General features: G+C 73.1%; 21 protein-coding genes. 6 read left to right on the forward strand and 15 right to left on the reverse strand.

What is annotated here, in order from left to right:
* Nucleotides 1–132: 132 nt before the first annotated feature.
* Together ACZ4MH_RS20250 and ACZ4MH_RS20255 are read right to left on the reverse strand one after the other, a co-directional pair.
* Nucleotides 133–1,659, reverse strand: a complete 1,527-nt coding sequence (locus tag ACZ4MH_RS20250; protein WP_351599214.1) for an NAD(P)/FAD-dependent oxidoreductase — start codon at nt 1,657–1,659, stop codon at nt 133–135.
* 303 nt (nt 1,660–1,962) lie between these two features.
* A complete protein-coding gene (locus ACZ4MH_RS20255) occupies nt 1,963–2,856 on the reverse strand; it encodes a TIGR01777 family oxidoreductase (RefSeq protein WP_351601153.1) in 894 nt (297 codons plus the stop codon).
* A 38-nt stretch (nt 2,857–2,894) separates the two neighbouring features.
* On the opposite strand from ACZ4MH_RS20255, the gene ACZ4MH_RS20260 reads away from it, so the two are divergent.
* Nucleotides 2,895–3,425 (forward strand): GNAT family N-acetyltransferase, encoded by a 531-nt coding sequence (locus tag ACZ4MH_RS20260; RefSeq protein ID WP_351601150.1) that lies wholly within the window; start codon nt 2,895–2,897, stop codon nt 3,423–3,425.
* Between the two features lie 177 nt (nt 3,426–3,602).
* Here ACZ4MH_RS20260 and ACZ4MH_RS20265 read toward each other — a convergent pair whose 3' ends face one another.
* Entirely contained in the window at nt 3,603–4,133 is a 531-nt protein-coding gene (locus ACZ4MH_RS20265) for a DUF4240 domain-containing protein (RefSeq protein WP_351601159.1), read from the reverse strand.
* Nucleotides 4,134–4,313: 180 nt separating this feature from the next.
* On the opposite strand from ACZ4MH_RS20265, the gene ACZ4MH_RS20270 reads away from it, so the two are divergent.
* Entirely contained in the window at nt 4,314–5,282 is a 969-nt protein-coding gene (locus ACZ4MH_RS20270) for an SDR family oxidoreductase (protein WP_351601156.1), read from the forward strand.
* 75 nt (nt 5,283–5,357) lie between these two features.
* On the opposite strand, the gene ACZ4MH_RS20275 is transcribed toward ACZ4MH_RS20270, so the two are convergent.
* The 6 genes from ACZ4MH_RS20275 to ACZ4MH_RS20300 all read right to left on the reverse strand — a co-directional run bounded on the left by ACZ4MH_RS20275 (nt 5,358) and on the right by ACZ4MH_RS20300 (nt 15,429).
* Entirely contained in the window at nt 5,358–6,413 is a 1,056-nt protein-coding gene (locus ACZ4MH_RS20275; RefSeq protein WP_351601147.1) for a helix-turn-helix transcriptional regulator, read from the reverse strand.
* A gap of 227 nt (nt 6,414–6,640) precedes the next feature.
* On the reverse strand, nt 6,641–9,316 hold the full coding sequence (gene aceE / locus ACZ4MH_RS20280) for a pyruvate dehydrogenase (acetyl-transferring), homodimeric type (RefSeq protein ID WP_351601144.1): 2,676 nt from the start codon (nt 9,314–9,316) through the stop codon (nt 6,641–6,643).
* Between the two features lie 284 nt (nt 9,317–9,600).
* A complete protein-coding gene (locus tag ACZ4MH_RS20285; RefSeq protein ID WP_351601141.1) occupies nt 9,601–10,224 on the reverse strand; it encodes a GntR family transcriptional regulator in 624 nt (207 codons plus the stop codon).
* A gap of 145 nt (nt 10,225–10,369) precedes the next feature.
* Nucleotides 10,370–12,106, reverse strand: coding sequence for a 2-oxoglutarate dehydrogenase, E2 component, dihydrolipoamide succinyltransferase (sucB, locus tag ACZ4MH_RS20290; RefSeq protein WP_467754611.1), 1,737 nt, complete (start codon nt 12,104–12,106; stop codon nt 10,370–10,372).
* A gap of 54 nt (nt 12,107–12,160) precedes the next feature.
* Complete coding sequence (gene lpdA, locus ACZ4MH_RS20295; protein ID WP_351599318.1) at nt 12,161–13,549, reverse strand: dihydrolipoyl dehydrogenase; 1,389 nt, start codon at nt 13,547–13,549, stop codon at nt 12,161–12,163.
* A gap of 350 nt (nt 13,550–13,899) precedes the next feature.
* Complete coding sequence (locus ACZ4MH_RS20300) at nt 13,900–15,429, reverse strand: leucyl aminopeptidase (RefSeq protein ID WP_351599317.1); 1,530 nt, start codon at nt 15,427–15,429, stop codon at nt 13,900–13,902.
* Between the two features lie 316 nt (nt 15,430–15,745).
* Between ACZ4MH_RS20300 and ACZ4MH_RS20305 the strand changes: the two genes are divergently transcribed.
* Complete coding sequence (locus ACZ4MH_RS20305; protein ID WP_351599316.1) at nt 15,746–16,573, forward strand: endo alpha-1,4 polygalactosaminidase; 828 nt, start codon at nt 15,746–15,748, stop codon at nt 16,571–16,573.
* 13 nt (nt 16,574–16,586) lie between these two features.
* Here the strand turns inward: ACZ4MH_RS20305 and ACZ4MH_RS20310 are convergent, their stop codons facing one another.
* From ACZ4MH_RS20310 to ACZ4MH_RS20325, 4 genes are all read right to left on the reverse strand, one after another.
* Entirely contained in the window at nt 16,587–17,396 is an 810-nt protein-coding gene (locus ACZ4MH_RS20310) for an adenosylcobinamide-GDP ribazoletransferase (RefSeq protein WP_351599315.1), read from the reverse strand.
* Nucleotides 17,397–17,532: 136 nt separating this feature from the next.
* Nucleotides 17,533–18,597, reverse strand: coding sequence for a nicotinate-nucleotide--dimethylbenzimidazole phosphoribosyltransferase (locus ACZ4MH_RS20315; RefSeq protein ID WP_351599314.1), 1,065 nt, complete (start codon nt 18,595–18,597; stop codon nt 17,533–17,535).
* A gap of 10 nt (nt 18,598–18,607) precedes the next feature.
* Nucleotides 18,608–19,075: a hypothetical protein gene (locus ACZ4MH_RS20320; RefSeq protein ID WP_351599313.1), complete on the reverse strand. Its 468-nt coding sequence runs from the start codon at nt 19,073–19,075 to the stop codon at nt 18,608–18,610.
* A gap of 63 nt (nt 19,076–19,138) precedes the next feature.
* Nucleotides 19,139–20,380 (reverse strand): bifunctional adenosylcobinamide kinase/adenosylcobinamide-phosphate guanylyltransferase, encoded by a 1,242-nt coding sequence (locus ACZ4MH_RS20325; RefSeq protein ID WP_351599312.1) that lies wholly within the window; start codon nt 20,378–20,380, stop codon nt 19,139–19,141.
* Nucleotides 20,381–20,564: 184 nt separating this feature from the next.
* Here ACZ4MH_RS20325 and ACZ4MH_RS20330 point away from each other — a divergent pair, with 184 nt between their 5' ends.
* Entirely contained in the window at nt 20,565–20,798 is a 234-nt protein-coding gene (locus ACZ4MH_RS20330) for a hypothetical protein (RefSeq protein ID WP_351599311.1), read from the forward strand.
* Nucleotides 20,799–20,865: 67 nt separating this feature from the next.
* On the opposite strand, the gene ACZ4MH_RS20335 is transcribed toward ACZ4MH_RS20330, so the two are convergent.
* Together ACZ4MH_RS20335 and ACZ4MH_RS20340 are read right to left on the reverse strand one after the other, a co-directional pair.
* A complete protein-coding gene (locus tag ACZ4MH_RS20335; protein WP_351599310.1) occupies nt 20,866–21,573 on the reverse strand; it encodes a class I SAM-dependent methyltransferase in 708 nt (235 codons plus the stop codon).
* A gap of 86 nt (nt 21,574–21,659) precedes the next feature.
* On the reverse strand, nt 21,660–22,259 hold the full coding sequence (locus tag ACZ4MH_RS20340; RefSeq protein WP_351599309.1) for a DUF3043 domain-containing protein: 600 nt from the start codon (nt 22,257–22,259) through the stop codon (nt 21,660–21,662).
* A 252-nt stretch (nt 22,260–22,511) separates the two neighbouring features.
* Here ACZ4MH_RS20340 and ACZ4MH_RS20345 point away from each other — a divergent pair, with 252 nt between their 5' ends.
* The gene (locus ACZ4MH_RS20345; RefSeq protein ID WP_351599308.1) at nt 22,512–23,312 is read left to right on the forward strand and encodes a PspA/IM30 family protein; all 801 of its coding nucleotides are present in this window, start codon (nt 22,512–22,514) and stop codon (nt 23,310–23,312) included.
* Nucleotides 23,313–23,368: 56 nt separating this feature from the next.
* On the forward strand, nt 23,369–23,647 hold the full coding sequence (gene pspAA / locus ACZ4MH_RS20350; protein ID WP_351599307.1) for a PspA-associated protein PspAA: 279 nt from the start codon (nt 23,369–23,371) through the stop codon (nt 23,645–23,647).
* The last annotated feature ends 14 nt before the right edge of the window (nt 23,648–23,661 follow it).

Raw genomic sequence — 23,661 nt, forward strand, 5'->3', positions numbered from 1 at the left:
GGGGGGGGGGGGGGGGGGGGGGGGGGGGGGGGGGGGGGGTGGGGGGGGGGGGGGGCGGGGGGGGGGGGGGGGGCCCCCCCCCCCCCCCCCCGCGGTGTGACGGTGTCCGCGGGCGTTCGCCCTCCGGCGGGCTCAGGCGGCGTCGGAGAGGGGGCGGCGGGAGTCGTCGGGCGCCGGGATGCCGAAGTCGAGCAGCAGGGCGCGCGCGGCCCGTCGGCCCGAGCGCAGCGCGCCCTGGACCGTGCCGGTGTCGCGGTGGTCCCCGCAGACGTACAGCCCGGCCAGCACGCGTACGGGGCGCAGCGGATCGTGCGGCGCGGGCATGGCGGGCACGGCGTACGGATCATGGTGCGCGGCCAGCAGCCGCCAGCCGTCGGTACTGGTCCCGTACAGCCGCTCCAGCTGCGGACGGACGGTCTTGTCGAGCGCGCCGGCGGGCAGCGTGGCGGCGGAGCCGAGTACCGCGGTGGTGATCAGCGGCCTGCCGGGCGGTGTGCGCGAGGGGTCGACCGCGCTCGCGGCATAGCTGTACGCCACCGGCCCCTCGGTCGGCAGGAACAGCGTCGCGTCCTGTGCCTGTGGATAACTCGGGGCGGTGTCGGCGGTGTGGTGCAACATGGTCACGGGATGGAAGTCGGGGACCCGCAGCCCCGGCAACAGCTCAGCGGCGTCGCGCGCTCCCGTGGCCACGAGCGCCGCGCGGCACCGCAGTTGACGCTGATCGGAGGTGGTGACGAGCGTGGTGGAGACGGAGACGGCGCGGACGGACGTGCGCACGGTGCCCGGCGGCAGCGAGGCGGCGAGCAGCTCGGGGACGCTCGCCGCACCTCCCGCCGGCAGACACAGCCGCCCGGTGGCGAAGGCGCGCAGGGTGAGTGCCGCGCCCAGGCTGGAGCCCTGCAGCGTGGGATCGCCGAGCAGGGCGGTGAGCAACGGACGCAGCGCGGCGGCGCGGGGCGAGAGGACGTCATGGACCGGCTGGTCGCGTCCCGGACCCGAGGCGCTGCGGGAAGCCCGTTGCGTGCCCTGGGGGACGCGCAGCGTGGGAAGAAGCGAGGTGCCGAGGCCGGGGAGCCGGGAGGTCGCGAGACCGGGAAGGCGCGACGTGCCGAGACCGGGGAGCCGGGAGGTCGCGAGCGAGGGGAGGCGGGGTGTGCCGAGTGCGGGGAGACGGGGGGACGGGCTCAGCGGTCCGCCGGGCGACGGCAGGCGGGGACCGGGCAGCGAGGGGATACGGACGCCGGTGCGCGGCGAGGGGCGTGCAGAGGCGCGCGAAAGGGCGCGCGCTGTGGCCAGTGCGACCCTTGTGCTCCGGACGGCCCCGATGCGCTGCGCGCGCCGCCCGTTGTGCAGACATATACCGGGCGCGAAGGGCCGCAGCGTGAGGTCCTCGAGCGCGGGGGTTCTGCTCAGCTCGGGATAGGAGCTGACCAGGAGCTGACTGCCGCGGTCCAGGCGGAAGCCGTCCAGCTCCTCGGTGACCGCGCGGCCACCGACGCGGTCGGCGGCCTCCAGGACGGCGACGGTGGCGCCGGCGCGGGTGAGGTGGTGCGCGGCGGCCAGGCCGGCCACTCCACCACCGATGATGACGACGTCCACGGTGTCCGCCGGGGGCGCTGGCTGGGACGAGGGGGTTCGGGAAGCGGGGCTGCGCGGCACGGGTCCCTCCCTGGGTCGGCCGGGGTTTCGGCCCACGTCTCATGCCCTTCGCACGCACCGCTGATACCCACACATTCGAACGGAACGGCGCACACGGGCTCACATGCGAGCCATGCCACGGGCAAGCCATGCGAGCTATGCAAGCTATGCCGCAGGCAAGGGCGGTGGGGGTGGGGTGGGGGGAGGGGGAGGGCCCCCGGGAGGCGGGGATCGGGGGGGGCGGATCGGGGGGCGGGACGAGCGCCGAGCCCGCCCCGGGCCCGCCCCTGCGCGCCCCGCCCCGGGCCCGTCCCGCACGCCCCCTTATGCCGTCTCGATCGCCGATGTGATGGTCGGGTGGGTGAAGGTGAAGTCGGTGTTCAGGAGGCGGGTTGGGAGGACGCGTTGGCTTTGGAGGACGTTGGTGGCGAATTCGCCGAGGGCCAGGCGGAGGGCCGGCGGGGGGACGGTGAGGAGGGTGGGGCGGCGGAGGACCTTTCCCATGGCGGCCGTTGCCTCGCGGTTGGTGACCGGCTCGGGGGCCGTGAGGTTGACCGGGCCCGACAGCGTCTCGTCGTCGATGAGGTGGCGCAGGGCGCGGATGTGGTCGTGGAGGGAGATGAACGACCAGTACTGGCTGCCGTCGCCCAGGCGGCCGCCGAGCCCCGCCTTGAACAGCGGGAAGAGCCGGCCCCAGGCGCCGCCGGTGCGCGAGACGACCAGGCCGGTGCGCGGGAAGGTGGTACGGATACCGGCCTCGACGGCCGGGTCGGCGGCGGCCTCCCAGTCGACGCAGACCTTGGCGAGGAAGTCGTCGCCGGGCGGGGCGGTTTCGTCCACGCGGCGCTCGCCGGTGTCGCCGTAGTAACCGATCGCGCTGCCGCAGACGAAAGAGCGCGGCGGGGTGTCGAGGGAGGCGAGGGCCTCGGCCATCGCGGCGGTGCCGAGCACCCTGCTGTCGCGGATCTGCTTCTTGTAGGCGGGCGTCCAGCGGTGGTCGCCGACGCCGGCGCCTGCGAGGTGCACGACGGAGTCGCAGCCGGCGAGCGACGCGGCGTCGACCGTCTGCCGTTCGGGATCCCAGGCCACTTCGTCGGCGGCGTGTGGCGCGTGCCGGACGAGGCGCAGTACCTCGTGGCCGTCCGCGCGCAGTGACCGCAGGAGTGCCGTGCCGATGAGACCGGTGGAACCGGTGATCGCGATCCGCATGGTCCCCATACTGCCCGTGGCCGCACACGCGTGGCACAGTGACCGGCATGCCCGAGCCGATCGTACGTACCGCCGTGCCCGCCGACGAGGCGGCGCTGGGGGCACTGGACAGGCGGACCTGGTCGCCGCTGCACTCCGTCCAGCCGCGCCCGGTGCCGCCGTACGACCCGTTCTTCGACGCCTGGCACGTCCCGGAGGACTTCCTGGTGGCGGAGGCGGACGGCCGGACGGCCGGGTACCTGCGGCTGGTACGGGCGATTCCGCTGGCCTCCAACGCGCACGTGCGGCAGATACAGGGGCTGGCCGTGGACGAGTGGGCGCGCGGCCGCGGGGTGGCCCGCGCGCTGCTCGACGCGGCGATCGGCCGGGCGGTGGCGGAGGGCGCGGAACGCATGACGCTGCGGGTGCTGGGGCACAACACGCCGGCCCGGCGGCTGTACGAGTCGGCGGGGTTCAGGGTGGAGGGCGTACTGCCGGGGGAGTTCCGGCTGGACGGGCAGTACGTGGACGACGTGCTGATGGGGCGGTGGCTGCCCGACGGCGAGCGAGACGGAAGGGAACGGGCCGGCAGGAACTAGCCGTGCCGGCCGGCAGGAGCTAGCCGTGTCAGCCGGCTGGGCAAAGGGAGCGGGCTGACGAGGCACGCGCCGCACCATCCGGCTGGGCAGGACGACTCCAGCTGGGCAGGCCGGCCCGGCCGGCGGGACGCCCCAACCGGCGGGATGCCCCAGCCGGTGGGACGGTCCGGCTTTCGATCAGGCGTATGACTCGCCTCGGAAGCGTTCCCACAGGGCGGGGAAGCGTTCCTCCAGGGCCGTGTCGTCCTCGAAGTCGATGACGGTGCCGAGTGGTTCGCGGGGCGCCGGGGCGATCCCGAGGTCGGGCATCACGGTGCCGGTGAGGCGTTCGTACGCCTCGTCCGCCGCGTACCCCAGGTCCTCCGCGTCGCCGTCCTCCTCCTCATCGAAGTCCGGGAGGAGGTCGGCCAGCCGGTCGGGGTCGTGCAGCGCGCCCTCGAAGACCTCGCGGCCCTGGCCGATCAGCCAGCAGCGGAAGTAGTCGAAGGCGTCGTCGCTCGCGCCGTCCAGCAGGATCACGGCAGCGGCCCACAGGTCCCAGGTGTACGCGCGGTTGTAGCGCGCCTCGAAGTGCCGGGCGAAGTCGATCACGGCGTCGGGATCGCGCCGCATCAGCCGCTCGATCAGCAGATCGGCCTGTTCCTCGGGGTCGTCCTCGGCCGCCTCGCGGGAGTCGTCGATGAGCTCCCAGAACTCCGTCTCGTCCATCACAGGGTCAAGCATCCAGCTTGCCGCCCGGCCGCGCACGCGGAGCGCGGGCATCCGTCCGGGTCGTTACCGACACGGAATTCACCGGAAAACCGGACAGGAGATGACGGGTTTGGGTGTGAGGGTCGCCGTATGCAGAGCGATACGCAGGGCGATATGCAGAGCGATATGCAGAACGGGATGCCCAACGATGGGCAGGGCGGGCAGCGCGGGCAGGACGGACAGCGGGACGACGAGCGGGCGCTGGCCGGGAAGGTGGCGCTGGTCGCCGGGGCCACGCGGGGCGCGGGGCGGGCGATGGCGGTCGAGCTGGGCCGGGCCGGCGCCGTCGTCTACGTCACGGGGCGGACGACGCGGGACCGCGTCAGCGAGGTGGGGCGGACGACCGAGACGATCGAGGGCACGGCGGAGCTGGTGACCGAGGCCGGCGGTACGGGGATCGCGGTAGCGGTCGATCACCTGGAGCCGGATCAGGTACGCGCGCTGATGGAGCGGATCGAGCGGGACCACGGGCGGCTGGACGTGCTGGTCAACGACCTCTGGGGCGGTGACCGGCACGTCGAGTGGGACAAGAAGGCGTGGGAGCACGACCTCGACAAGGGGCTGCGGGTGCTGCGGCTGGGCGTCGAGAGCCACCTGATCACCAGCCGGTACGCGCTGCCGCTGCTGATCCGCCGGCGCGGCGGGCTGGTCGTGGAGGTGACGGACGGCACGGCGGAATCCAACCGCGAGTACCGCAAGCCGCTCTACTACGACCTCGCCAAGAGCGCGCCGATCCGGATCGCGCGGGACCTGGGGGAGGAGCTGGCGGAGTACGGCTGTACGGCGGTCTGCCTCACGCCGGGGTGGCTGCGCTCGGAGGCCATGCTCGACACGTATTTCGAGGTCACGGAGGAGAGCTGGCGGGACGGCTGCGCGAAGGATCCGCACTTCGCGATCTCGGAGTCGCCGGTCTTCGTGGGGCGCGCGCTGGCGGCGCTGGCCGGTGATCCGGACGTGGCGCGGTGGAACGGGCGGTCGCTCTCCAGCGGCGGGCTGGCAGGGGAGTACGGCTTCACGGACGCGGACGGCTCGGCGCCGGACGCCTGGCGGTACATCGCGGAGGTGCAGCGGCCGGACAAGCCGGCGGATGTGACCGGGTACCGGTGATCACCGGCGGCCGTTACTGGATACCGGCGACCGCCCGCCCACGCGCCCGGTTACGAGTACACCCCGTACGCCCGGCTACGAGTACACCTCGTGCATACGGCGGGCCGCCTCCGCGAAGCGGGTGCGCAGCTCCGGCGGGGCGAGGAGCTCGGCCTCGGGGCCCAGGCCCAGCAGCTGCCCGTAGGCGACGTCGAGGGTCTCGACGGCGAGGGTGACGGTGATCCGGCCGTGGTCGTCGGGGTCCGTCGCCGTGTCCAGGGCCTCCCCGGCCGCCACGCGGTCGGTGACGTGCGGGAGCTGCCGGGCGCCCGCGGGCGTGAGCCGTACGGTCACCTCCTCGCGCAGGATCGAGCGGGCGAACTGGGCGGCCCGCTCCGCCCAGAAGGCGGGCAGGTCGAAGTCCGGGTCGCGGACGAAACGGTCCTCGCCCGCGGCGACCGCGCGGAAACGGTCGACCCGGTAGACGCGGTAGCCGCGGTGACCCCCGTGGCCGCCACGGCTGCCGTGGCCGTCGCTGCCGTCCTGACCGCCGCGGTCGTCCTGATCGCCGTGGCCGTCCTGGCCGCCGTCCGTGCGCGCCGCCAGGTACCAGACCCCCGCCTTCAGGACCAGTCCGTACGGCTGCAGGACCCGTTCGACCTCGGTGTCCTTGCGGCGGTAGCGGGCGGTCAGTACGCGGTCGTCCCAGAGGGCCTCGGCGATCGCGGGGAGCAGTTCGGGGGTGCTCGGTGCCTGGTACCAGCCGGGCGCGTCGAGGTGGAAGCGCTGGGCCGCGCCCGCGGCGGCGTCGCGCAGCTCGGGGAGGAGTGCCGCGGAGACCTTCAGGCGGGCGGCGGAGGCGGCGTCGGCCAGGCCCAGCTCGCGCAGCGCCGAGGGGACGCCGGAGAGGAAGAGAGCCTCGGCCTCGCTGCGGCCGAGGCCGGTGAGGCGGGTGCGATAGCCGCCGATGAGGCGGTACCCGCCGGTCCGGCCGCGGTCCGCGTAGACGGGGATGCCGGCCTCGGAGAGGGAGAGGACGTCCCGGGCGACCGTGCGCTCGGAGACCTCCAGCTCGCGGGCCAGCTCGGCCCCCGTCATCGAGGGCCGGGACTGGAGCAGCAGCACCATCTTGATCAGCCGGGCGGCACGCATGAGTTCATGATGCCGCGCGGCACTGACAACGCGATGGAGAAAGGTTCCCGTGCGGAGGTCCGGGCGCGGGTGGATTGCCTCCGCACGGGAGCTGTGGGGCGTACGGGCGCGCGGCCCGTACGCGGGAGGGGTGGCGCCGGGGCTCCCTCACGGCCCCGACGCCCACCGGAGCGCTAGGGCCCCGATGTCTCAGACACGAGTCGCATGACTCGCACGAGTCGCACGGCTCACAGGCCGTACTTCTCGGCGGCCTCCTTGACCGTCTCCGCCTTGACCTCGCCGCGCCGGGAGAGCGCCGCGAGCACCTGGACGACGACGGACTGCGGGTCGACGCCGAAGTAACGGCGGGCGGCCTCACGGGTGTCGGAGAGGCCGAAGCCGTCCGTGCCGATGGAGACCCAGTCCTGCTCGACCCAGGGGGCGATCTGGTCGGGCACGGCCCGCATCCAGTCGCTGACCGCGACGACCGGACCCTCGGCGCCGGCCAGCGCACGCGTCACGTACGGCACGCGGTCCTCGCCCTTCAGGCGCGCCGCGTCGCACTCCAGCGCGTCCCGGCGCAGCTCGCCCCACGAGGTCGCGGACCACACGTCGGCGGCCACGTCCCACTCCTCGGCGAGCATCCGCTGCGCTTCGAGCGCCCAGTGGATCGCGGTGCCGGAGGCCAGCAGCTGGGTGCGGGGGGCCTTGCCGGTGGCGCCCTCGGCCTCCTTGAAGCGGTACAGGCCCTTGACGATGCCCTCTTCGACGCCCTCGGGCATCGCGGGCTGCACCTTCGGCTCGTTGTAGACGGTGAGGTAGTAGAAGACGTTCTCGGCGTCCGGACCGTACATCCGGCGCAGACCGTCCTTGACGATCACCGCGATCTCGTACGCGAAGGCCGGGTCGTAGTTGAGCGACGCCGGGTTCGTGGAAGCGGTCAGGTGCGAGTGGCCGTCGGCGTGCTGGAGGCCTTCACCGGTCAGCGTCGTACGGCCGGCCGTCGCGCCCACGATGAAGCCCTTGCCGAGCTGATCGGCGAGCTGCCACATCTGGTCGGCGGTGCGCTGCCAGCCGAACATCGAGTAGAAGATGTAGAACGGGATCATCGGCTCGCCGTGCGTCGCGTACGACGTCGCGGCGGCGATGAAGTCGGCCATCGCGCCGGCCTCGGTGATCCCCTCGTTGAGGATCTGGCCGTCGGTGGCTTCCTTGTAGTACATCAGCTGGTCGCGGTCGACCGGCTCGTACGTCTGGCCCTTGGGGGAGTAGATGCCGGCCGACGGGAAGAGCGACTCCATACCGAACGTACGGGCCTCGTCGGGGACGATCGGCACCCAGCGCTTGCCGGTCTCCTTGTCCCGGATCAGGTCCTTGACCAGCCGGACGAAGGCCATCGTGGTGGCCATCTCCTGCTTGCCGGAGCCCTTGTACAGCGCCTTGAAGGCGCGCTCCTCGGGCTGGGGCAGCGCGGCGGAGGCGTGGAGGCGGCGGGCCGGGGCCGGGCCGCCGAGGGCCGCGCGGCGCTCCTGGAGGTAGCGGATCTCGGCGGAGTCGGCGCCCGGGTGACCGTAGGGCACCAGCTCCTCGTCCAGCTTGGAGTCCGGGATGGGAAGGTCGAGCAGGTCCCGCATGGCGCGGAACTCCTTGCCCGAGAGCTTCTTCATCTGGTGGTTGGCATTCTTGGACTCGAAGCCGGCACCCAGGGTGTAGCCCTTGACGGTCTGCGCCAGGATGACGGTCGGCGCGCCCTTGAACTCGACGGCCGCCTTGTACGCCGCGTACACCTTGCGGGCCTCGTGGCCGCCGCGGGAGGTGTGGAAACACTCGGCGATCTTCGCGTCGGTCAGCAGCTTCGCCAGCTCGACGAGGGCCGGCTCGGCGCCGAAGAAGTGCTCGCGGATGTAGGCCGCGTCGCGCGTCTGGTACGTCTGGAACTGCGCGTCCGGCACCTGGCGCAGCCGGCGGACCAGCGCGCCCGTGGTGTCGAGCTGGAACAGCTCGTCCCAGGCGGAGCCCCACAGGGACTTGACGACGTTCCAGCCGGCGGCGCGGAACTGCGCCTCCAGCTCCTGAACGATCTTGAAGTTGGCGCGGACCGGGCCGTCGAGCCGCTGCAGGTTGCAGTTGATGACGAAGGTCAGGTTGTCCAGGCCCTCGCGGCCCGCGAGCGCCAGTGCGGCGGTCGACTCGGGCTCGTCCATCTCGCCGTCGCCCAGGAAGGCCCAGACGTGCGAGTTGGCGGTGTCCTTGATGCCGCGGCCCTGGAGGTAGCGGTTGAAGCGGGCCTGGTAGATCGCCGACAGCGGGCCGAGGCCCATGGAGACGGTCGGGAACTCCCAGAGCCAGGGGAGGCGCCGCGGGTGCGGGTAGGAGGGGAGGCCGTTGCCGCCGGCCTCCTGGCGGAAGTTGTCGAGCTGCTGCTCGTCCAGGCGGCCGTCGAGGAAGGCGCGGGCGTAGATGCCGGGCGAGGCGTGGCCCTGGATGTAGAGCTGGTCGCCGGAGCCGTCGCCTTCCTTGCCGCGGAAGAAGTGGTTGAAGCCGGTCTCGTACAGCCAGGCCGCGGACGCGAAGGTCGCGATGTGGCCGCCGACGCCGAACCGGGAGCCGCGCGTCACCATGGCGGCGGCGTTCCAGCGGTTCCAGGCGGTGATCCGGGCTTCCATCGCCTCGTCACCGGCGAAGTCCGGCTCGTCGGCGGTGGGGATGGTGTTGACGTAGTCGCTCTCCAGGAGCGGGGGGAGCGCGCTGCCTTCGTTGCGCGCGGTGTGCTCCAGGGCGCGGCGCATCAGGTAGTCCGCGCGCTGCGGGCCCGCTGCCTTGGTGACGGCGTCGACGGACTCGCGCCACTCGGCCGTCTCCTGCGGATCCCTGTCCGGGAGCTGGTCGAGCTGGCTGTACGGAGAACGTACGGGATCGGGCATGGGTGGCCCCTTTCCGGACGGAGGGAGGGAGGTGCGAGGTTTTGCTGGCAGGCAGGGTGTCGCGCCCCGAGGAGTGACGATACGCCCCTGATCGATGATCGATCAACGCTCCGAGGCGGAATAACCGCAGGTCGGCACGGGGTGCCGTCGATTTGGGCACCGCGTGCCAGCCTCAAATGAGCCTGCGGAGGCTCACTCCGCTACGGCTCGTCACCCACCCTCAAGATCCTTCCGGCACCTCGCTCAAGATCCTCCGAGCCTCCCGCAAGATCCTTCCGGACCCCTCAGACGCGAGGTGCGCAGCTCAGGACGTGTGCCTTGAGGATTTCGCCGATCCTGGGGTCGCGCCGCCGGAACGCGTCGACCAGATCCTGATGGTCCTGGGCGTGCGAGCGCGGGTCGGGCGAGAACCAGCGGATCGACAGCGTCGTCCACACCTCCACGCCCAGCGACTCCCAGGTGTGCAGCAGTACGTCGTTCCGCGCGGCCCGGACGATCTCGCGGTGGAAGGCCACCGTGTGCCGCACCTGCGCCTCGCCGTCCCCCGCGGCGTCGGCCGTGGTGAGCGCCGAGACCTCGCGCTCCAGGGCCGTCACATCGTCCGCCAGCCGGCCGGCCGCCAGCTCCGCCGCGACCTGCTCCAGGCCCGCCCGGACCGGGTAGCTCTCCTTCAGGTCGGCCGCGGTGAGGTTCCGTACGCGTACGCCCTTGTTCGGTGCCGACTCGATCAGCCGCAGGCTCTCCAGCTCGCGCAGGGCCTCGCGTACGGGCGTCTGGCTGACCTCCAGCTCCACCGCGATGCGCCGCTCGACGATCCGCTCGCCCGGCTGCCAGCGGCCGCTGACGATCCCCTCGAGGATGTGCTCGCGGATCTGCTCGCGCAGCGAGTGGACGACGGGTGGGGTCATGCGGTGCTCCTTAGCGGCGGACGGGCCGGCGCACGGGACGGGCAGGCCAACGGTTCATTATCTGCGGGGACGCAACGGGGGACGGCCCCGGTTCGTACGAACCGGGGCCGTCCCCTTCGTCACACCCGCTGATGGCCGGGCCGGATCAGAGACCGATCTCGGTCTCGAACTCGGCGGCCTCCAGGATCTGCTTGACCGTGGTCAGGTAGCGGGCGGCGTCGGCGCCGTCCACCAGACGGTGGTCGTAGGAGAGCGACAGGTACGTCATGTTGCGGACCGCGATGGTCTCGCCCAGCTCCGGGTGGTCCACGACCACCGGGCGCTTGACGGTGGCGCCGATGCCCAGGATGGCGACCTGGTTCGGCGGCACGATGACCGTGTCGAACAGCGCACCGCGCGAGCCGGTGTTGCTGATCGTGAAGGTCGCGCCGGACAGGTCGTCCGGGCTGATCTTGCTCGCGCGGACCTTGCCGGCCAGCTCGGCGGTCTTCTTGGCGATACCCGCGATGTTCAGGTCGCCGGCGCCCTTGATGACCGGGGTCATCAGGCCCTTCTCGTTGTCCACCGCGATTCCGACGTTCTCGGAGTCGAAGTACGAGATGGTGCCCTCGTCCTCGTTGATCCGGGCGTTGATGACCGGGTGGGCCTTCAGCGCCTGGACAGCGGCCTTGACGAAGAACGGCATCGGGGACAGCTTGACGCCCTCACGGGCGGCGAAGGCGTCCTTGGCCTTGTTGCGCATCCGCATGATCTTGGTGATGTCCACCTCGACCACGGAGGTCAGCTGCGCCTGGCCGTGCAGGGCCTTCATCATGTTGTCGCCGATGACCTTGCGCATCCGCGGCATCTTGACGGTCTGGCCACGCAGCGGCGACGCCTCCAGGGCCGGAGCCTTGGGGGCGGCGGCGGCAGCCGGGGCGGCAGCGGCCGGAGCCGCGGCCTTGGCGGCCTCGGCGGCGGCGATGACGTCCTGCTTGCGGATGCGGCCACCGACGCCGGTGCCCTTGACCGCGCCGAGGTCCACGCCGTTCTCCTGGGCCAGCTTGCGGACCAGGGGGGTGACGTAGGCGCCGTCGGGCTCACCGGCCGGGGCGGCCGGGGTGACCGGGGCGGGCTGTGCGGCGGGGGCCGGAGCCGGGGCCGGGGCCGGGGCGGCCGGAGCCGCGGGGGCGGCCGGGGCCGGAGCCGGGGTGGGCTCGGGCTGCGGGGCCGGGGCGGGCTGCTCGGCGGCCGGGGCGGGCGCCGGAGCGGCCGGGGCCGGGGCAGCCGCGGGGGCAGCGCCGGCGGCACCGATGACGGCGAGCTTGGCGCCGACCTCGGCGGTCTCGTCCTCGGCCACCACGATCTCCAGCAGGGTGCCGGAGGCCGGGGCGGGGATCTCGGTGTCGACCTTGTCGGTGGAGACCTCGAGCAGCGGCTCGTCGGCCTCGACGGACTCGCCGACCTCCTTCAGCCACCGGGTGACGGTGCCCTCGGTGACCGACTCGCCCAGCGCGGGCAGCACGACGTCGGTGCCCTCGGCACCACCGGCCGGGGCGGCGGGGGCCTCGGCGGCGGCCGGGGCCGGAGCCTCGGCAGCGGGGGCGGGCTCGGGCTGCTCGGCCGGAGCCTCGGCAGCGGCCGGGGCCTCGGCCGGGGCGCCGGAGCCGTCGTCGATGATGGCCAGCTCGGCGCCGACCTCGACGGTCTCGTCCTCGGCGACCTTGATGGACGCCAGGACGCCGGCCGCGGGGGCGGGGATCTCGGTGTCGACCTTGTCGGTCGACACCTCCAGCAGGGGCTCGTCGGCCTCGACGCGCTCACCCTCGGCCTTGAGCCAGCGGGTGACGGTGCCCTCGGTGACGCTCTCGCCGAGCGCCGGAAGGGTTACGGAAACCGCCATGGTTTCAGTTGCTCCTTACGAATTGCGGATGTGGTCGTCGCGCCCGGACTGGGGTCAGTCGTGGGAGTGGAGGGGCTTGCCGGCCAGGGCCAGGTGGGCCTCGCCGAGCGCCTCGTTCTGCGTGGGGTGCGCGTGGATGAGCTGCGCAACCTCGGCCGGCAGAGCCTCCCAGTTGTAGACCAGCTGGGCCTCGCCGACCTGCTCGCCCATACGGTCACCGACCATGTGGACGCCGACCACGGCACCGTCCTTGACCTGGACGAGCTTGATCTCGCCCGCGGTCTTGAGGATCTTGCTCTTGCCGTTGCCCGCGAGGTTGTACTTCAGAGCGACGACCTTGTCGGCGCCGTACAGCTCCTTGGCCTTCGCCTCGGTGATACCGACCGAGGCGACCTCCGGGTGGCAGTACGTCACGCGCGGCACGCCGTCGTAGTCGATCGGCACGGTCTTGAGACCGGCCAGTCGCTCCGCAACCAGGATGCCCTCCGCGAAGCCGACGTGCGCGAGCTGGAGCGTGGGGACGAGGTCGCCGACGGCGGAGATCGTCTCCACGTTCGTCCGCATGTACTCGTCGACGAGGACGTAGCCGCGGTCCATGGCGACCCCGGCCTCCTCGTAACCGAGACCCTGGGAGACGGGGCCGCGGCCGATCGCGACCAGCAGCACCTCCGACTCGAAGGTCTTGCCGTCGGCAAGGGTGACCTTGACGCCGTTCTCGGTGTACTCGGCCTTCTCGAAGAAGGTGCCGAGGTTGAACTTGATGCCCCGCTTGCGGAAGGCGCGCTCCAGCAGCTTGGAGCTGTTCTCGTCCTCGACCGGGACGAGGTGCTTGAGGCCCTCGATCACGGTGACGTCGGTACCGAAGGACTTCCACGCCGAGGCGAACTCGACGCCGATGACGCCGCCGCCCAGGATGATCGCGGACTCCGGCACGCGGTCCAGCGTCAGCGCGTGGTCCGAGGAGATGATGCGGTTGCCGTCGATCTCCAGACCCGGCAGCGACTTCGGCACGGAGCCGGTCGCCAGCAGGATGTGGCGGCCCTCGACGCGACGTCCGTTGACGTCGACGGAGGTGGGGGAGGACAGTCGGCCCTCACCCTCGATGTAGGTCACCTTGCGGGAGGCGACCAGACCCTGCAGACCCTTGTACAGGCCCGAGATCACGTCGTCCTTGTACTTGTGGACCCCGGCGATGTCGATGCCCTCGAACGAGGCCTTGACACCGAACTGGGCGGCCTCACGGGCCTGGTCCGCGATCTCACCGGCGTGCAGCAGCGCCTTGGTGGGGATGCAGCCGTTGTGCAGGCAGGTGCCGCCGAGCTTGTTCTTCTCGATCAGGGCGACGTCCAGGCCCAGCTGAGCCCCGCGCAGGGCAGCCGCGTAGCCGCCGCTTCCGCCTCCGAGGATCACTAGGTCGAAAACGGTGCTGGCGTCGTTCGCCACGTCACGTCCTCCATGCATGGGTACGCCGGAGCCGGTCTCCGATGACCGGACGGCGGCTGTTGTTCGGCCGCTAGTACTTCGGCCCTGGGTAAGGGGGGCCCTGTCCTGCCGAGCCCCATCTTCGCACTTGTTGAACACGGGCGGGACGGCGGGCCGGGCCCGGGGCCCGTCGATCGGCCGCCCGGACGGGCTACTCAGCCGTACGGACCTACGGATTTCGTCGAGAGCGAACACCTGTCCGCGCCCGTACGCATCGCCTGTCCGCGCCCGCACGTACGGCCCCGTGCGAAGAGCCCGGGGCCGTGTCGATGCGCTGCGTCCGCAGCAGGTCAAGCAGCAGGTCGAGCGGGTCAGAGCAGGTCGCCCGCGGCGGTGCGCTCGGCGAGCCGGACCAGGGTGCGGACCGAGGAGCCGGTGCCGCCCTTGGGGGTGTAGCCGTAGGGCGCGCCCTCGTGGAAGGCCGGGCCCGCGATGTCCAGGTGCGCCCAGGTGATGCCCTCGCCGACGAACTCCTGGAGGAACACGCCGGCCAGCAGGCCGCCGCCCATCCGCTCACCGATGTTCTTGAGGTCGGCGACCGGGGAGTCCAGGGTCTTGCGCAGCTCTTCGGGCATCGGCATCGGCCAGGACTCCTCGCCGACCTCCTCCGCGATCTCGTGGAGGGAGCTGCGGAAGGCGTCGTCGTTGGCCATGATGCCGAAGGTGCGGTTGCCCAGCGCCACGACCATCGCGCCGGTCAGCGTCGCCACGTCGACGATCGCGTCCGGGGTCTCCTCGGAGGCGCGGGTGATCGCGTCGGCGAGGACCAGGCGGCCCTCGGCGTCGGTGTTCAGCACCTCGACGGTCTTGCCGCTGTACATGGTCAGCACGTCGCCCGGGCGGGTGGCCGAGCCCGAGGGCATGTTCTCGGCCAGCGCGAGCCAGCCGGTGACGTTGACCGGGAGGTTCAGGCGGGCGGCCGTGACGACCGCGGCGAACACCGCGGCGGCGCCGCTCATGTCGCACTTCATCGTCTCGTTGTGGCCGGCCGGCTTCAGGGAGATGCCGCCCGAGTCGTAGGTGATGCCCTTGCCGACCAGCGCCAGGTGCTTCTTCGCCTTGGCGTGGGTGTGGCTGATCTTCACCAGCCGCGGCGGGTTCTCCGAGCCCTGGCCGACGCCCATGAGGCCGCCGAAGCCGCCCTTCTTGAGCGCCTTCTCGTCCAGCACCTCGACCTTGAGGCCGTACTCCTTGCCCGCGGCCTGCGCCTGCGCGGCGAAGGCCTTGGGGTTCAGGTCGTTGGACGGGGTGTTGATCAGGTCGCGGGCGCGGTTGATCTCCGCGGCCAGCGCCTGCGCACGCTCGGCGGCGGCCTTGTGGGCCTTGTCGCGCGGCTTGGCACCCAGGACGGCGATCTCGGCCGGCGGCGCGGACTTGTCCGCTGCCTTCTTGGCGTCGCCGTTGGTGTTGCGGTAGGCGGTGAAGCTGTACGCGCCGAGCAGCGCGCCCTCGGCGACCGCGGCGACCGCGTCGGCGTCCTCGACGGGCAGCGCGAAGGCGGCCTTCTTGGCGCCGGTCAGCGCACGCGCGGCGGCACCGGCGGCGCGGCGCAGCGCCTCGTTGTCGTAACCCTCGCCCTCGGCCGGGGCCTCGCCCAGGCCGACCGCCAGTACGACCGGCGCCTTGAGCCCGCCGGCGGCCGGAACCTTGGTCACCTCGCCCTCGGCGCCGCTCGCGCCCAGGGTTTCCAGGACGTCGGCCAGCTTGCCGTCGAAGGCCGTCTCCACGGCCTCGGCGCCGGGCGCCACGACGGGGCCCTTGGCGCCCTTGGCGAGGCCGACGACAACGGCGTCCGCGCGCAGCGTCGCGGCGGATGAAGTACTGAGGGTCAGTGCAGTCACGGTATTGAAGGTCCTGTTCCGTCCGGGGAATCCATGGGCACTCGTGGCGCCGCTGGCGCCGAGCCTACGCTCGGGTGCCCCGCCCGGTCCCGCCCGATGCGCTACCTGTTCCCCCGGCCGACCGGTCGAATTGCCGCCCGGGGAAGCGAACGCCCTTGGTTTTCCTGGTACTTGGGTGACTTGGAGGCGGTATGGCGGATTTATCCGGAGGGTGAGCCACCGGATAAATCCCCGTCCGGGCAACCACCCACCGGTGATCACCGTCCTCAAGGCGGGGCGCACCACCGTGCCTCCTCGCAGACAGGAGAGCCGGTACATGACACGGCCGTTCGTCCATGCCCTGGCCGTGTTGCTGCTGGCCTTCGCCACGGCCTGTACGACGGCCCCGTCCGACCGCGCCGACGGCGGGCGGCCGGCAGGGGAGCGGTGGCGGCCGAAGCCGGGTACGGACTGGCAGTGGCAGCTGAGCGGCCGCCTCGACACGGACGTGGACGCGCCCGTCTACGACATCGAGGGCTTCGACCACGGCACGGCCACCGTCGCCGCGCTGCACCGCCGCGACCGCAAGGTGATCTGCTACCTCAGCGTCGGCGCCTGGGAGGACTGGCGCCCGGACGCGGCGGACTTCCCGCGCTCCGTCATCGGCCGGTCCAACGGCTGGAAGGGCGAACGCTGGCTGGACATCCGGCGGCTGGACGTGCTGGAGCCGCTGCTGGCCGAGCGGTTCGACATGTGCCGCGACAAGGGCTTCGACGCCATCGAGCCGGACAACGTCGACGGCTACGCGAACCGCTCCGGCTTCCCGCTGACCGCCGCCCACCAGCTGGAGTTCAACCGCATGGTGGCCCGCCTCGCGCACGAGCGCGGCATGGCGGTCGGCCTGAAGAACGACCTCGGCCAGATCCCGCGGCTGGTGGACGACTTCGACTTCGCGGTCAACGAGCAGTGCGCGGAGTACGACGAGTGCGAGAAGCTCACGCCGTTCGTCCGCGCGGGCAAGGCCGTCTTCCACGTGGAGTACGACCTGCCGCCGGAGCGCTTCTGCGCGACGTCCCGGAAGCTGAGGCTCAGTTCGCTGCAGAAGGAGATGGACCTGACGGCCTGGCGGAAGACCTGCAGAAAAGAAAGCCCGTCCGGCGATTGAGGACCACTCGGCGTCAGCCGAGTGCCATCACCACAACCGTTGCGAGCCCGGCCGTTTCCGCGAGCCCGCCGAAGACGTCTCCCGTCACGCCGCCGAAGCGCCGCACGCAGTGCCGCAGCAGTACCTCGCCGGCGGCGAGGCCGAGGAGGACGGCGACGGCCGCGTGCACGGCGCCGTACGGATCGCCGTACGCACCGAGCCCCGTGGCTGCCACCACGGCGACCACGGCAACCCCGACGGCGCAAGCCGCCCGTACGGGCACCGTCCCCGCGACCGCCGCCCCCAGCCCCTCAAGCCGGGCCGCCGGTACGCCCGTCCGGGAGGCGAGGGTGAGGGCCAGGCGGGCCGTGACCGCGCCGGCCACCGCCGCCACCGCGCCCGCCGCCCAGCCGGCCGCGTACAGCTCGTACAGCGCGGCGACCTGGGCGAGCAGCGCCAGGAGGAGCACGAGCACGCCGAACGGGCCGATGTCGGACTGCTTCATGATGCGCAGCGCGTCGTCCGCCGGCTTGCCGCTGCCCAGTCCGTCGGCGGTGTCCGCGAGCCCGTCCAGATGCAGGCCGCGGGTGAGCGCCGCGGGCACCGCGACCGTGCCGACGGCCGCCAGCAGCGGGCCGCCGCCCAGCAGGAGCAGGGCCGCGCCGAGCGCCGCCGCGCACAGCCCGACGACCAGCCCGGCGAGCGGCGCGCAGAGCATGCCGCCGCGGGCCGTCGGGCGGTCCCAGCGGGTCAGCCGTACGGGCAGCACGGTCAGCGTGCCGAACGCGAAACGGAGCGCGTCGGAGGTGGCCTTGGCGGCCGGCTGGTCGGGGGTGTCGCTCACCGCGGCAGGTTAGCCTGCGGCCTTGTGGGGGCGGGCGCTGGGGCGGAACCAGGGGTGCCCCCGTGAGCGCCGTTGCCGACTGCTGCGTCGTCGTGGCCGGTCGCGCAGTTCCCCGCGCCCCTGGCGGGGCGCGGTCTCACTCCCCCGTGGGCTCCTCGTCCCGTACCGGCAGCTCCGCTGCCAGGGAGGCCGCGGCCTGGACCAACGGCAGTGCGAGGAGGGCGCCCGTGCCCTCGCCGGCTGTGACGCCGTGGTCGAGCAGCGGGGTGAGCGCGATCCGGTCCAGCGCCTTGGCCTGCGCCGGCTCGCCGCCGGACTGCCCGGCCACCCACCAGTCCGGCGCGCGGAACGCGATCCGCTGCGCCACCAGCGCGCAGGCGGCGGAGACCACGCCGTCCAGGATCACCGGCGTCCGGCGCACCGCGCTCTGCAGCAGGAAGCCGGTGGCCGCGGTCAGGTCGGCGCCCGCCGTGGTGGCCAGCAGCGCGAGCTGGTCGCCCAGTACCGGGCGGGCCCGACGCAGCGCGTCCCGGATCGCCGCGCACTTGCGCATCCAGGCCAGGTCGTCGATGCCGGCGCCGCCGCGCCCGGTGACCACCGAGGCGTCGGTGCCGCACAGCGCGGCGATCAGCGCGCCGGCCGCGGTGGTGCCGCCCACGCTGAGGTCGCCGAGCACGACCAGGTCCGTACCGGCGTCCGCCTCCTCGTCGGCGATCGCCATGCCCGCGCGGAACGCCTGCTCGGCCTCCTCCGCGGTCAGCGCGTCCTCGATGTCGATCCGGCCGGAGCCGCGCCGCACGCGGTGCCGGGTGACGTCCTCGGGCAGCTCGCCGGGGTCGCAGTCCAGCGCCATGTCGACCACGCGCGGCGGGGCGTCGAACCGCCGCGCCAGCACCGCCGCCGGGCTCGTCCCCTCCAGCACCCCGCGCACCAGGTCCGTCGCGCTGCCCGCAGGGCGGCCGGAGACGCCCAGCTCGGCCACCCCGTGATCGCCCGCGAACAGCACCGTACGGACCCGGTCGAGGGGCCGGGCCGGAACCTGCTGCTGCACGGCGGCCAGCCAGTCGCCCAGCTCGTCGAGGCGGCCCAGCGCGGCGGGGCGCACGAGGCGGCGCTCCCGCCGCTCCTCGGCGTCCCGGCGCAAGCCGCCGTCGGGGCGCTCGATCAGGTTCGCGAAGTCATCGAGGTTCAGGGCGCTCATTCGGCGCAGGTTACCGGCAACGTCGCCCCCGGTGCGCGGACGGCCGGTACCGGCGCCGGAGCGGGGCCTCCAGCAGCAGCGTCGAGCCCGGCAGCCGGCGGGCGCACAGGGCACGCAGCTCGCGCAGCGCCTCGGCGCCGGGCGGCGGTCCGAAGGCGAGGACCAGGACGCCGAGCGCGGGGCGGGCGACGGCGGCGGGCCAGTGCGGCCCGGTGAGCCGGCCGGTGAGGGTGCGCCACCGGGGGCCGTCCGGCAGCAGCATCCGGCGCAGCGCCGCGGTCGCCGGCTCCTCGACGGTCAGCCAGCGCAACTGCCCGTTGTCCACCCGCCAGAAGCCGGGGTCCAGGCCCTCGCCCAGCGCCACGACCGTGGCCTGCGGCCGGTCGCGCAGATAGCGGCGCACCGCCTCGTCGAACCGGCCGGCGGGCCGAGAGCGCCGGGCGAGCGTGGTGCGGTCCGTGCCGTGGGACGGTTCCATGCCGTCAGGTGACGGTACGGAAGGCCGTCCGGCAAGCGGGACACGGGCCGCCGCCCGCGCGCGTCACCCGCGCAGCGTAATGGCCTGCCCCGCGACGACCAGCAGCACGTGCTCGCACTCGGCGGCGAACGCGGCGTTCAGGCGGCCCAGTTCGTCCCGGAAGCGGCGGCCCGCCGGGGTCGCGGGGACCACTCCGGAGCCGACCTCGTTGCTGACCGCCACCAGCGACCTGCGGGTGGCGCGCACCGCGGCCACCAGCTCGTCCACCCGCGCGTGCAGCGCCCGTTCGCCGCCGTTCGCCCAGGTCTCGTCGTCCCAGGCGCCCACGTCGTCCATGGCGTGCGTCAGCCACAGGGACAGGCAGTCGATCAGCAGCGGGGAGGCGGCGGTCTTCTCCGCGGTGCCGGAGCCGTCGCCGTCCTCGTCCTCGCCCGCCAGCAGCGGCACCAGGTCGCAGGTCTCGGCGGTCCGCCAGGAGGACGGGCGGCGCTCGCGGTGGGCGCTGACCCGGGCGGCCCACTCGGTGTCGCCGTCCCGCAGGCCGCCGGTCGCGACGTACAGCACGTCGGGGAAGGCGGTGAGCCGGCGCTCGGCCTCGACGGACTTGCCGCTGCGCGCGCCGCCCAGCACCAGCGTCCTGCGCGGCAGGTCGGGCACCGCGTGGTACTCGCCGACCAGCAGCGACGTGCCGTCCGGCACGGCGCGCGCGCCGACCGCCGCGAGCCGCCGGTGCAGCTCCTCGCCGGGCGGGACGGCGTGGTCGATGTGCACCGCGAGCACGTCGGTCGCCGCGTCCACCGCGCCGCTCGCCCGCAGCCGGGCCAGCGCGTCGGGGCGCCCCAGTATGTCCAGTACGACCATTTCGTACGGCCCCTTGCCCTCGGCGGCCCCGGCGGGCGCGGCGCCCGGCGGCAGGTACAGCAGCCGCTCGCCGTAGGTGCCGCCGATCTCGTAGCCGGTGCCCGGCACGTCCACCGCCACCGCGCGTACCCGGTGCCCGTCCAGCAGCGCCAGCTCCCGCCCGTCCGCGACCCGGCCCGGCTGCGGCACCCCGGTGGGCACCTCGACGGCGGGTCCCTCGTGCGGGTGCGTCAGGAGCACTTGGCGCACGCCGGTGAGCGACTGCCCGGCGCGGGCCGCGGCGAAGGCGGCGCCCGGGGTGAGGTCGAGGAGCAGCGCGCCGTCCAGGAGCAGCGCGGTGGCCGCCCGCGCCGCGTCGCCCGTGGCGGCGGCGCAGGAGGCGCAGGGGCAGCCGGGGCGGGGCAGGCCCTCGGGGGCCCCGGTGCCGAGCAGTGTCAGTTCCACCCGCCGATTTTCTCCTGTCCCCGGCCGACGGGCGCGCGGGGGGACGTCTCGACACGGCCGTTAGGCTGCTGATCAGTATTCGAGGACCAGTACGGGACATGTCACCTGAGCGGCAGCACAGGGCATGACCACTGCACGGCACCAGCACGAGCAAGCACGTACCCGGTGGTACCAGGAGGCGGACATGGCGTGGACGTGGCGGTTCGAGAAGGCCGACGGTACGGAGGCACCCGCGGGGGAGGCGCCGGAGGACTTCTCCACGCAGGGGGACGCGGAGTCCTGGATCGGCGAGGAGTGGAAGACGCTCCTGGACCGCGACGTGGACCAGGTGGTCCTGTTCGAGGACGGCGTGAAGATCTACGGCCCGATGAGCCTGCACGCCGAGGCCGAGGAGGGCGACGAGGCGGCGGAGGGCTGAGCGGCTCCCGGCACGCGTGAGGGGCGGGGGGCCCGAGGGCCCGCCGCCCCTGTCACGTTCCGCGTGCTCAGTCCCGCACGCCGCACAGGTGCAGCAGGGCCGCCACCGCGCGGTACGGGTCGGTGCGCCCGGCCCGTTCCTCCGCGGCCAGCAGCCGGGTCAGCTCCTCGACGGGCGGCGGCACGGCGTCGTCGGCCGCGAGGTCGGTGAACAGCCGCACGCCGTACCAGGCGTGCAGCGGGGCGCCGATCCCGGCGAGGGTGGTGGTGAGCGCGTCGAGCCGGTCGGCGCGCACCATGAGGCCGAGCCGGTTCTTGTACCGGGGCGAGTCGAACGCGGCCGTGGCCGCGTCCCAGTCGCCGGACAGCCCCGGGCGCAGCGCGAGCGCGTCGGCGTTGCGCACCAGGACGGACAGCAGGCCGCCGGGCGCCAGTACCCGGGCCAGCCCGGCCAGCATCGGGTCGGGCTCCTCGACGTACATCAGGACGCCGTGGCAGAGCACCACGTCGAAGGTGCCGGGCAGGAAGTGCACGCCGGTGTCCCGGCCGTCGCCCTCGATCAGCCGGACCCGCTCCTGGATGCCGGCCGGCTCACCGGCCAGCGACGCGCGGACCGCGGCCAGCATCGTCGGGTCGGACTCCAGCCCGGTGACCTTGTGGCCCGCGCGGGCCAGGCGGAGCGCCTGCGTGCCCTGGCCGAGGCCGACGTCCAGGACGCGCAGCCGCTGGCCCACCGGGAACCGCGCGGAGATCTGCTCCTCCAGCTGCCGGGCCACCAGCTCCTGCCGGACGGTGTTCCGGATGCCCCCGAGCTCGTCGAGCCAGGGGCCGGCCCCTCCGGCAAAGCCGGAAGAAGCCGTGTTCAGGGTCGCTCTCCCCGCTTGACCTGCGGCTTGGGGAGCCGCAGGCGGCGCATCTGGAGGGTGCGCATCAGGGCGTAGGGCTTGACGCCCTTGAGGTTCTCGTTCGGGAACCGGTCCTTGAGGCGCTTGGTCAGGCCGATCCAGACGGCGATCGAGTCGAGCACGATCAGCAGGATCACGACCAGCCACAGGATGAGCGCGATGCTCTGGATCTGCGGCACCCGGACCATGGTCAGCACCAGGATGACCACGGCCACCGGCAGGAAGAACTCCGCGACGCACCAGCGCGAGTCGACGTAGTCCCGCGCGAAGCGGCGGACCGGGCCCTTGTCCCGGACGGGGAGATACCGCTCGTCGCCCTTGGCCAGCGCTTCGCGCTGCCTGGCCATGTCGGCGCGGCGGGCCTCCCGCTGGGCCTTGACGGCCTCCTTGCGGTTGGCCGGTGCCGACTGCGCGCGAGTACGGCGCTGAGTCTGCGCCTGACTGCGCTTCGGCGTCGGGCGGCCCTTGGGGGCCTGCGGGTCGCGTGGCTGCTGGGGCTGGTCCGCGGTCACCTTGGAGGTCGCGGACCGCTCATCCTTCGAACGGCTTCGGAACACAAAGCCCAAGGGTACGCGGTCGCCCTCCGTGGGCCAGAGCCCGAGGGGAACGATCCGGCAACGGCCGGGCGGGTACCCGTACCCCGCCTACTCCCTGCGCCGGAGAAAGGGAGATACCTGATCGTCCTGCAGGAGGAGCACATCCGGGTCCAAGCAGTGCGGTAATGGAACCGGGGCCCGTACTGTGGGGTCTGTAGATGTGCTGGAGCCGAAGCCCGAAGAAACTCGGTCAGAAGGGGGCGCTCGAGGCCCATGAGCGACGGTGTCATGAAGCGGATGGGGATGATCTTCCGCGCGAAGGCCAACAAGGCCCTTGACCGGGCCGAGGATCCGCGCGAGACCCTCGATTACTCCTACCAGAAGCAGCTGGAGCTGCTCCAGAAGGTCCGGCGCGGGGTCGCCGACGTCGCGACCTCCCGCAAGCGCCTGGAGCTCCAGCTCAACCAGCTCCAGGGCCAGTCGTCCAAGCTGGAGGACCAGGGCCGCAAGGCCCTCGCGCTCGGCCGCGAGGACCTGGCCCGCGAGGCGCTCTCCCGCCGGCAGGCCCTGCAGCAGCAGGTCACCGACCTGGAGACGCAGCACCAGACGCTGCAGGGCGAGGAGGAGAAGCTCACGCTCGCCGCGCAGCGCCTCCAGGCCAAGGTGGACGCCTTCCGTACGAAGAAGGAGACCATCAAGGCCACCTACACCGCGGCCCAGGCGCAGACCCGGATCGGCGAGGCCGTCTCCGGCATCTCCGAGGAGATGGGCGACGTGGGCCTGGCCGTGCAGCGCGCCGAGGACCGGACCGCGCAGATGCAGGCCAGGGCCGGGGCAATCGACGAGCTGCTGGCGTCCGGCGCGCTGGACGACCCGACCGGCATGGCCAAGGACGACCTCACGGCCGAGCTGGACCGGATCTCCGGCGGCGGCGACGTCGAGCTGGAGCTGCAGCGCATGAAGGCCGAGCTGGCGGGCGGGTCCTCCGCGGGTCAGCAGGCCATCGAGGGCGGCCAGGGCGGTCAGGCCCAGCAGGCACCGCAGCAGGACCAGCCGCGTTTCGACAAGCAGTGAGCGGCGGGCGCGGATAGCCTCGTCGGGATCGCCGGACCGGACCAGAGGAGACCGTCGTGATCGTACGGATCATGGGCGAGGGGCAGGTAACGGTGGCGGACAGCCACCTCATCGAGCTCAACAAGCTGGATGACGAGCTGCTCGCCGAGATGGAGAGCGGCGACCAGGACGGCTTCCGGCGGACCCTGGGCGCGCTGCTCGACGCCGTACGCCGGCTGGGCGAGCCGCTGCCCGACGACTCCCTGGAGCCCTCGGAGCTGATCCTGCCAGGGCCCGGCGCCACTCTCGACGAGGTCCGCGAGATGCTCAGCGACGACGGCCTCATCCCGGGCTGACCAGCCCGCTCCGG

The sequence above is a fragment of the Streptomyces sp. NPDC026301 genome, assembly GCF_055567935.1.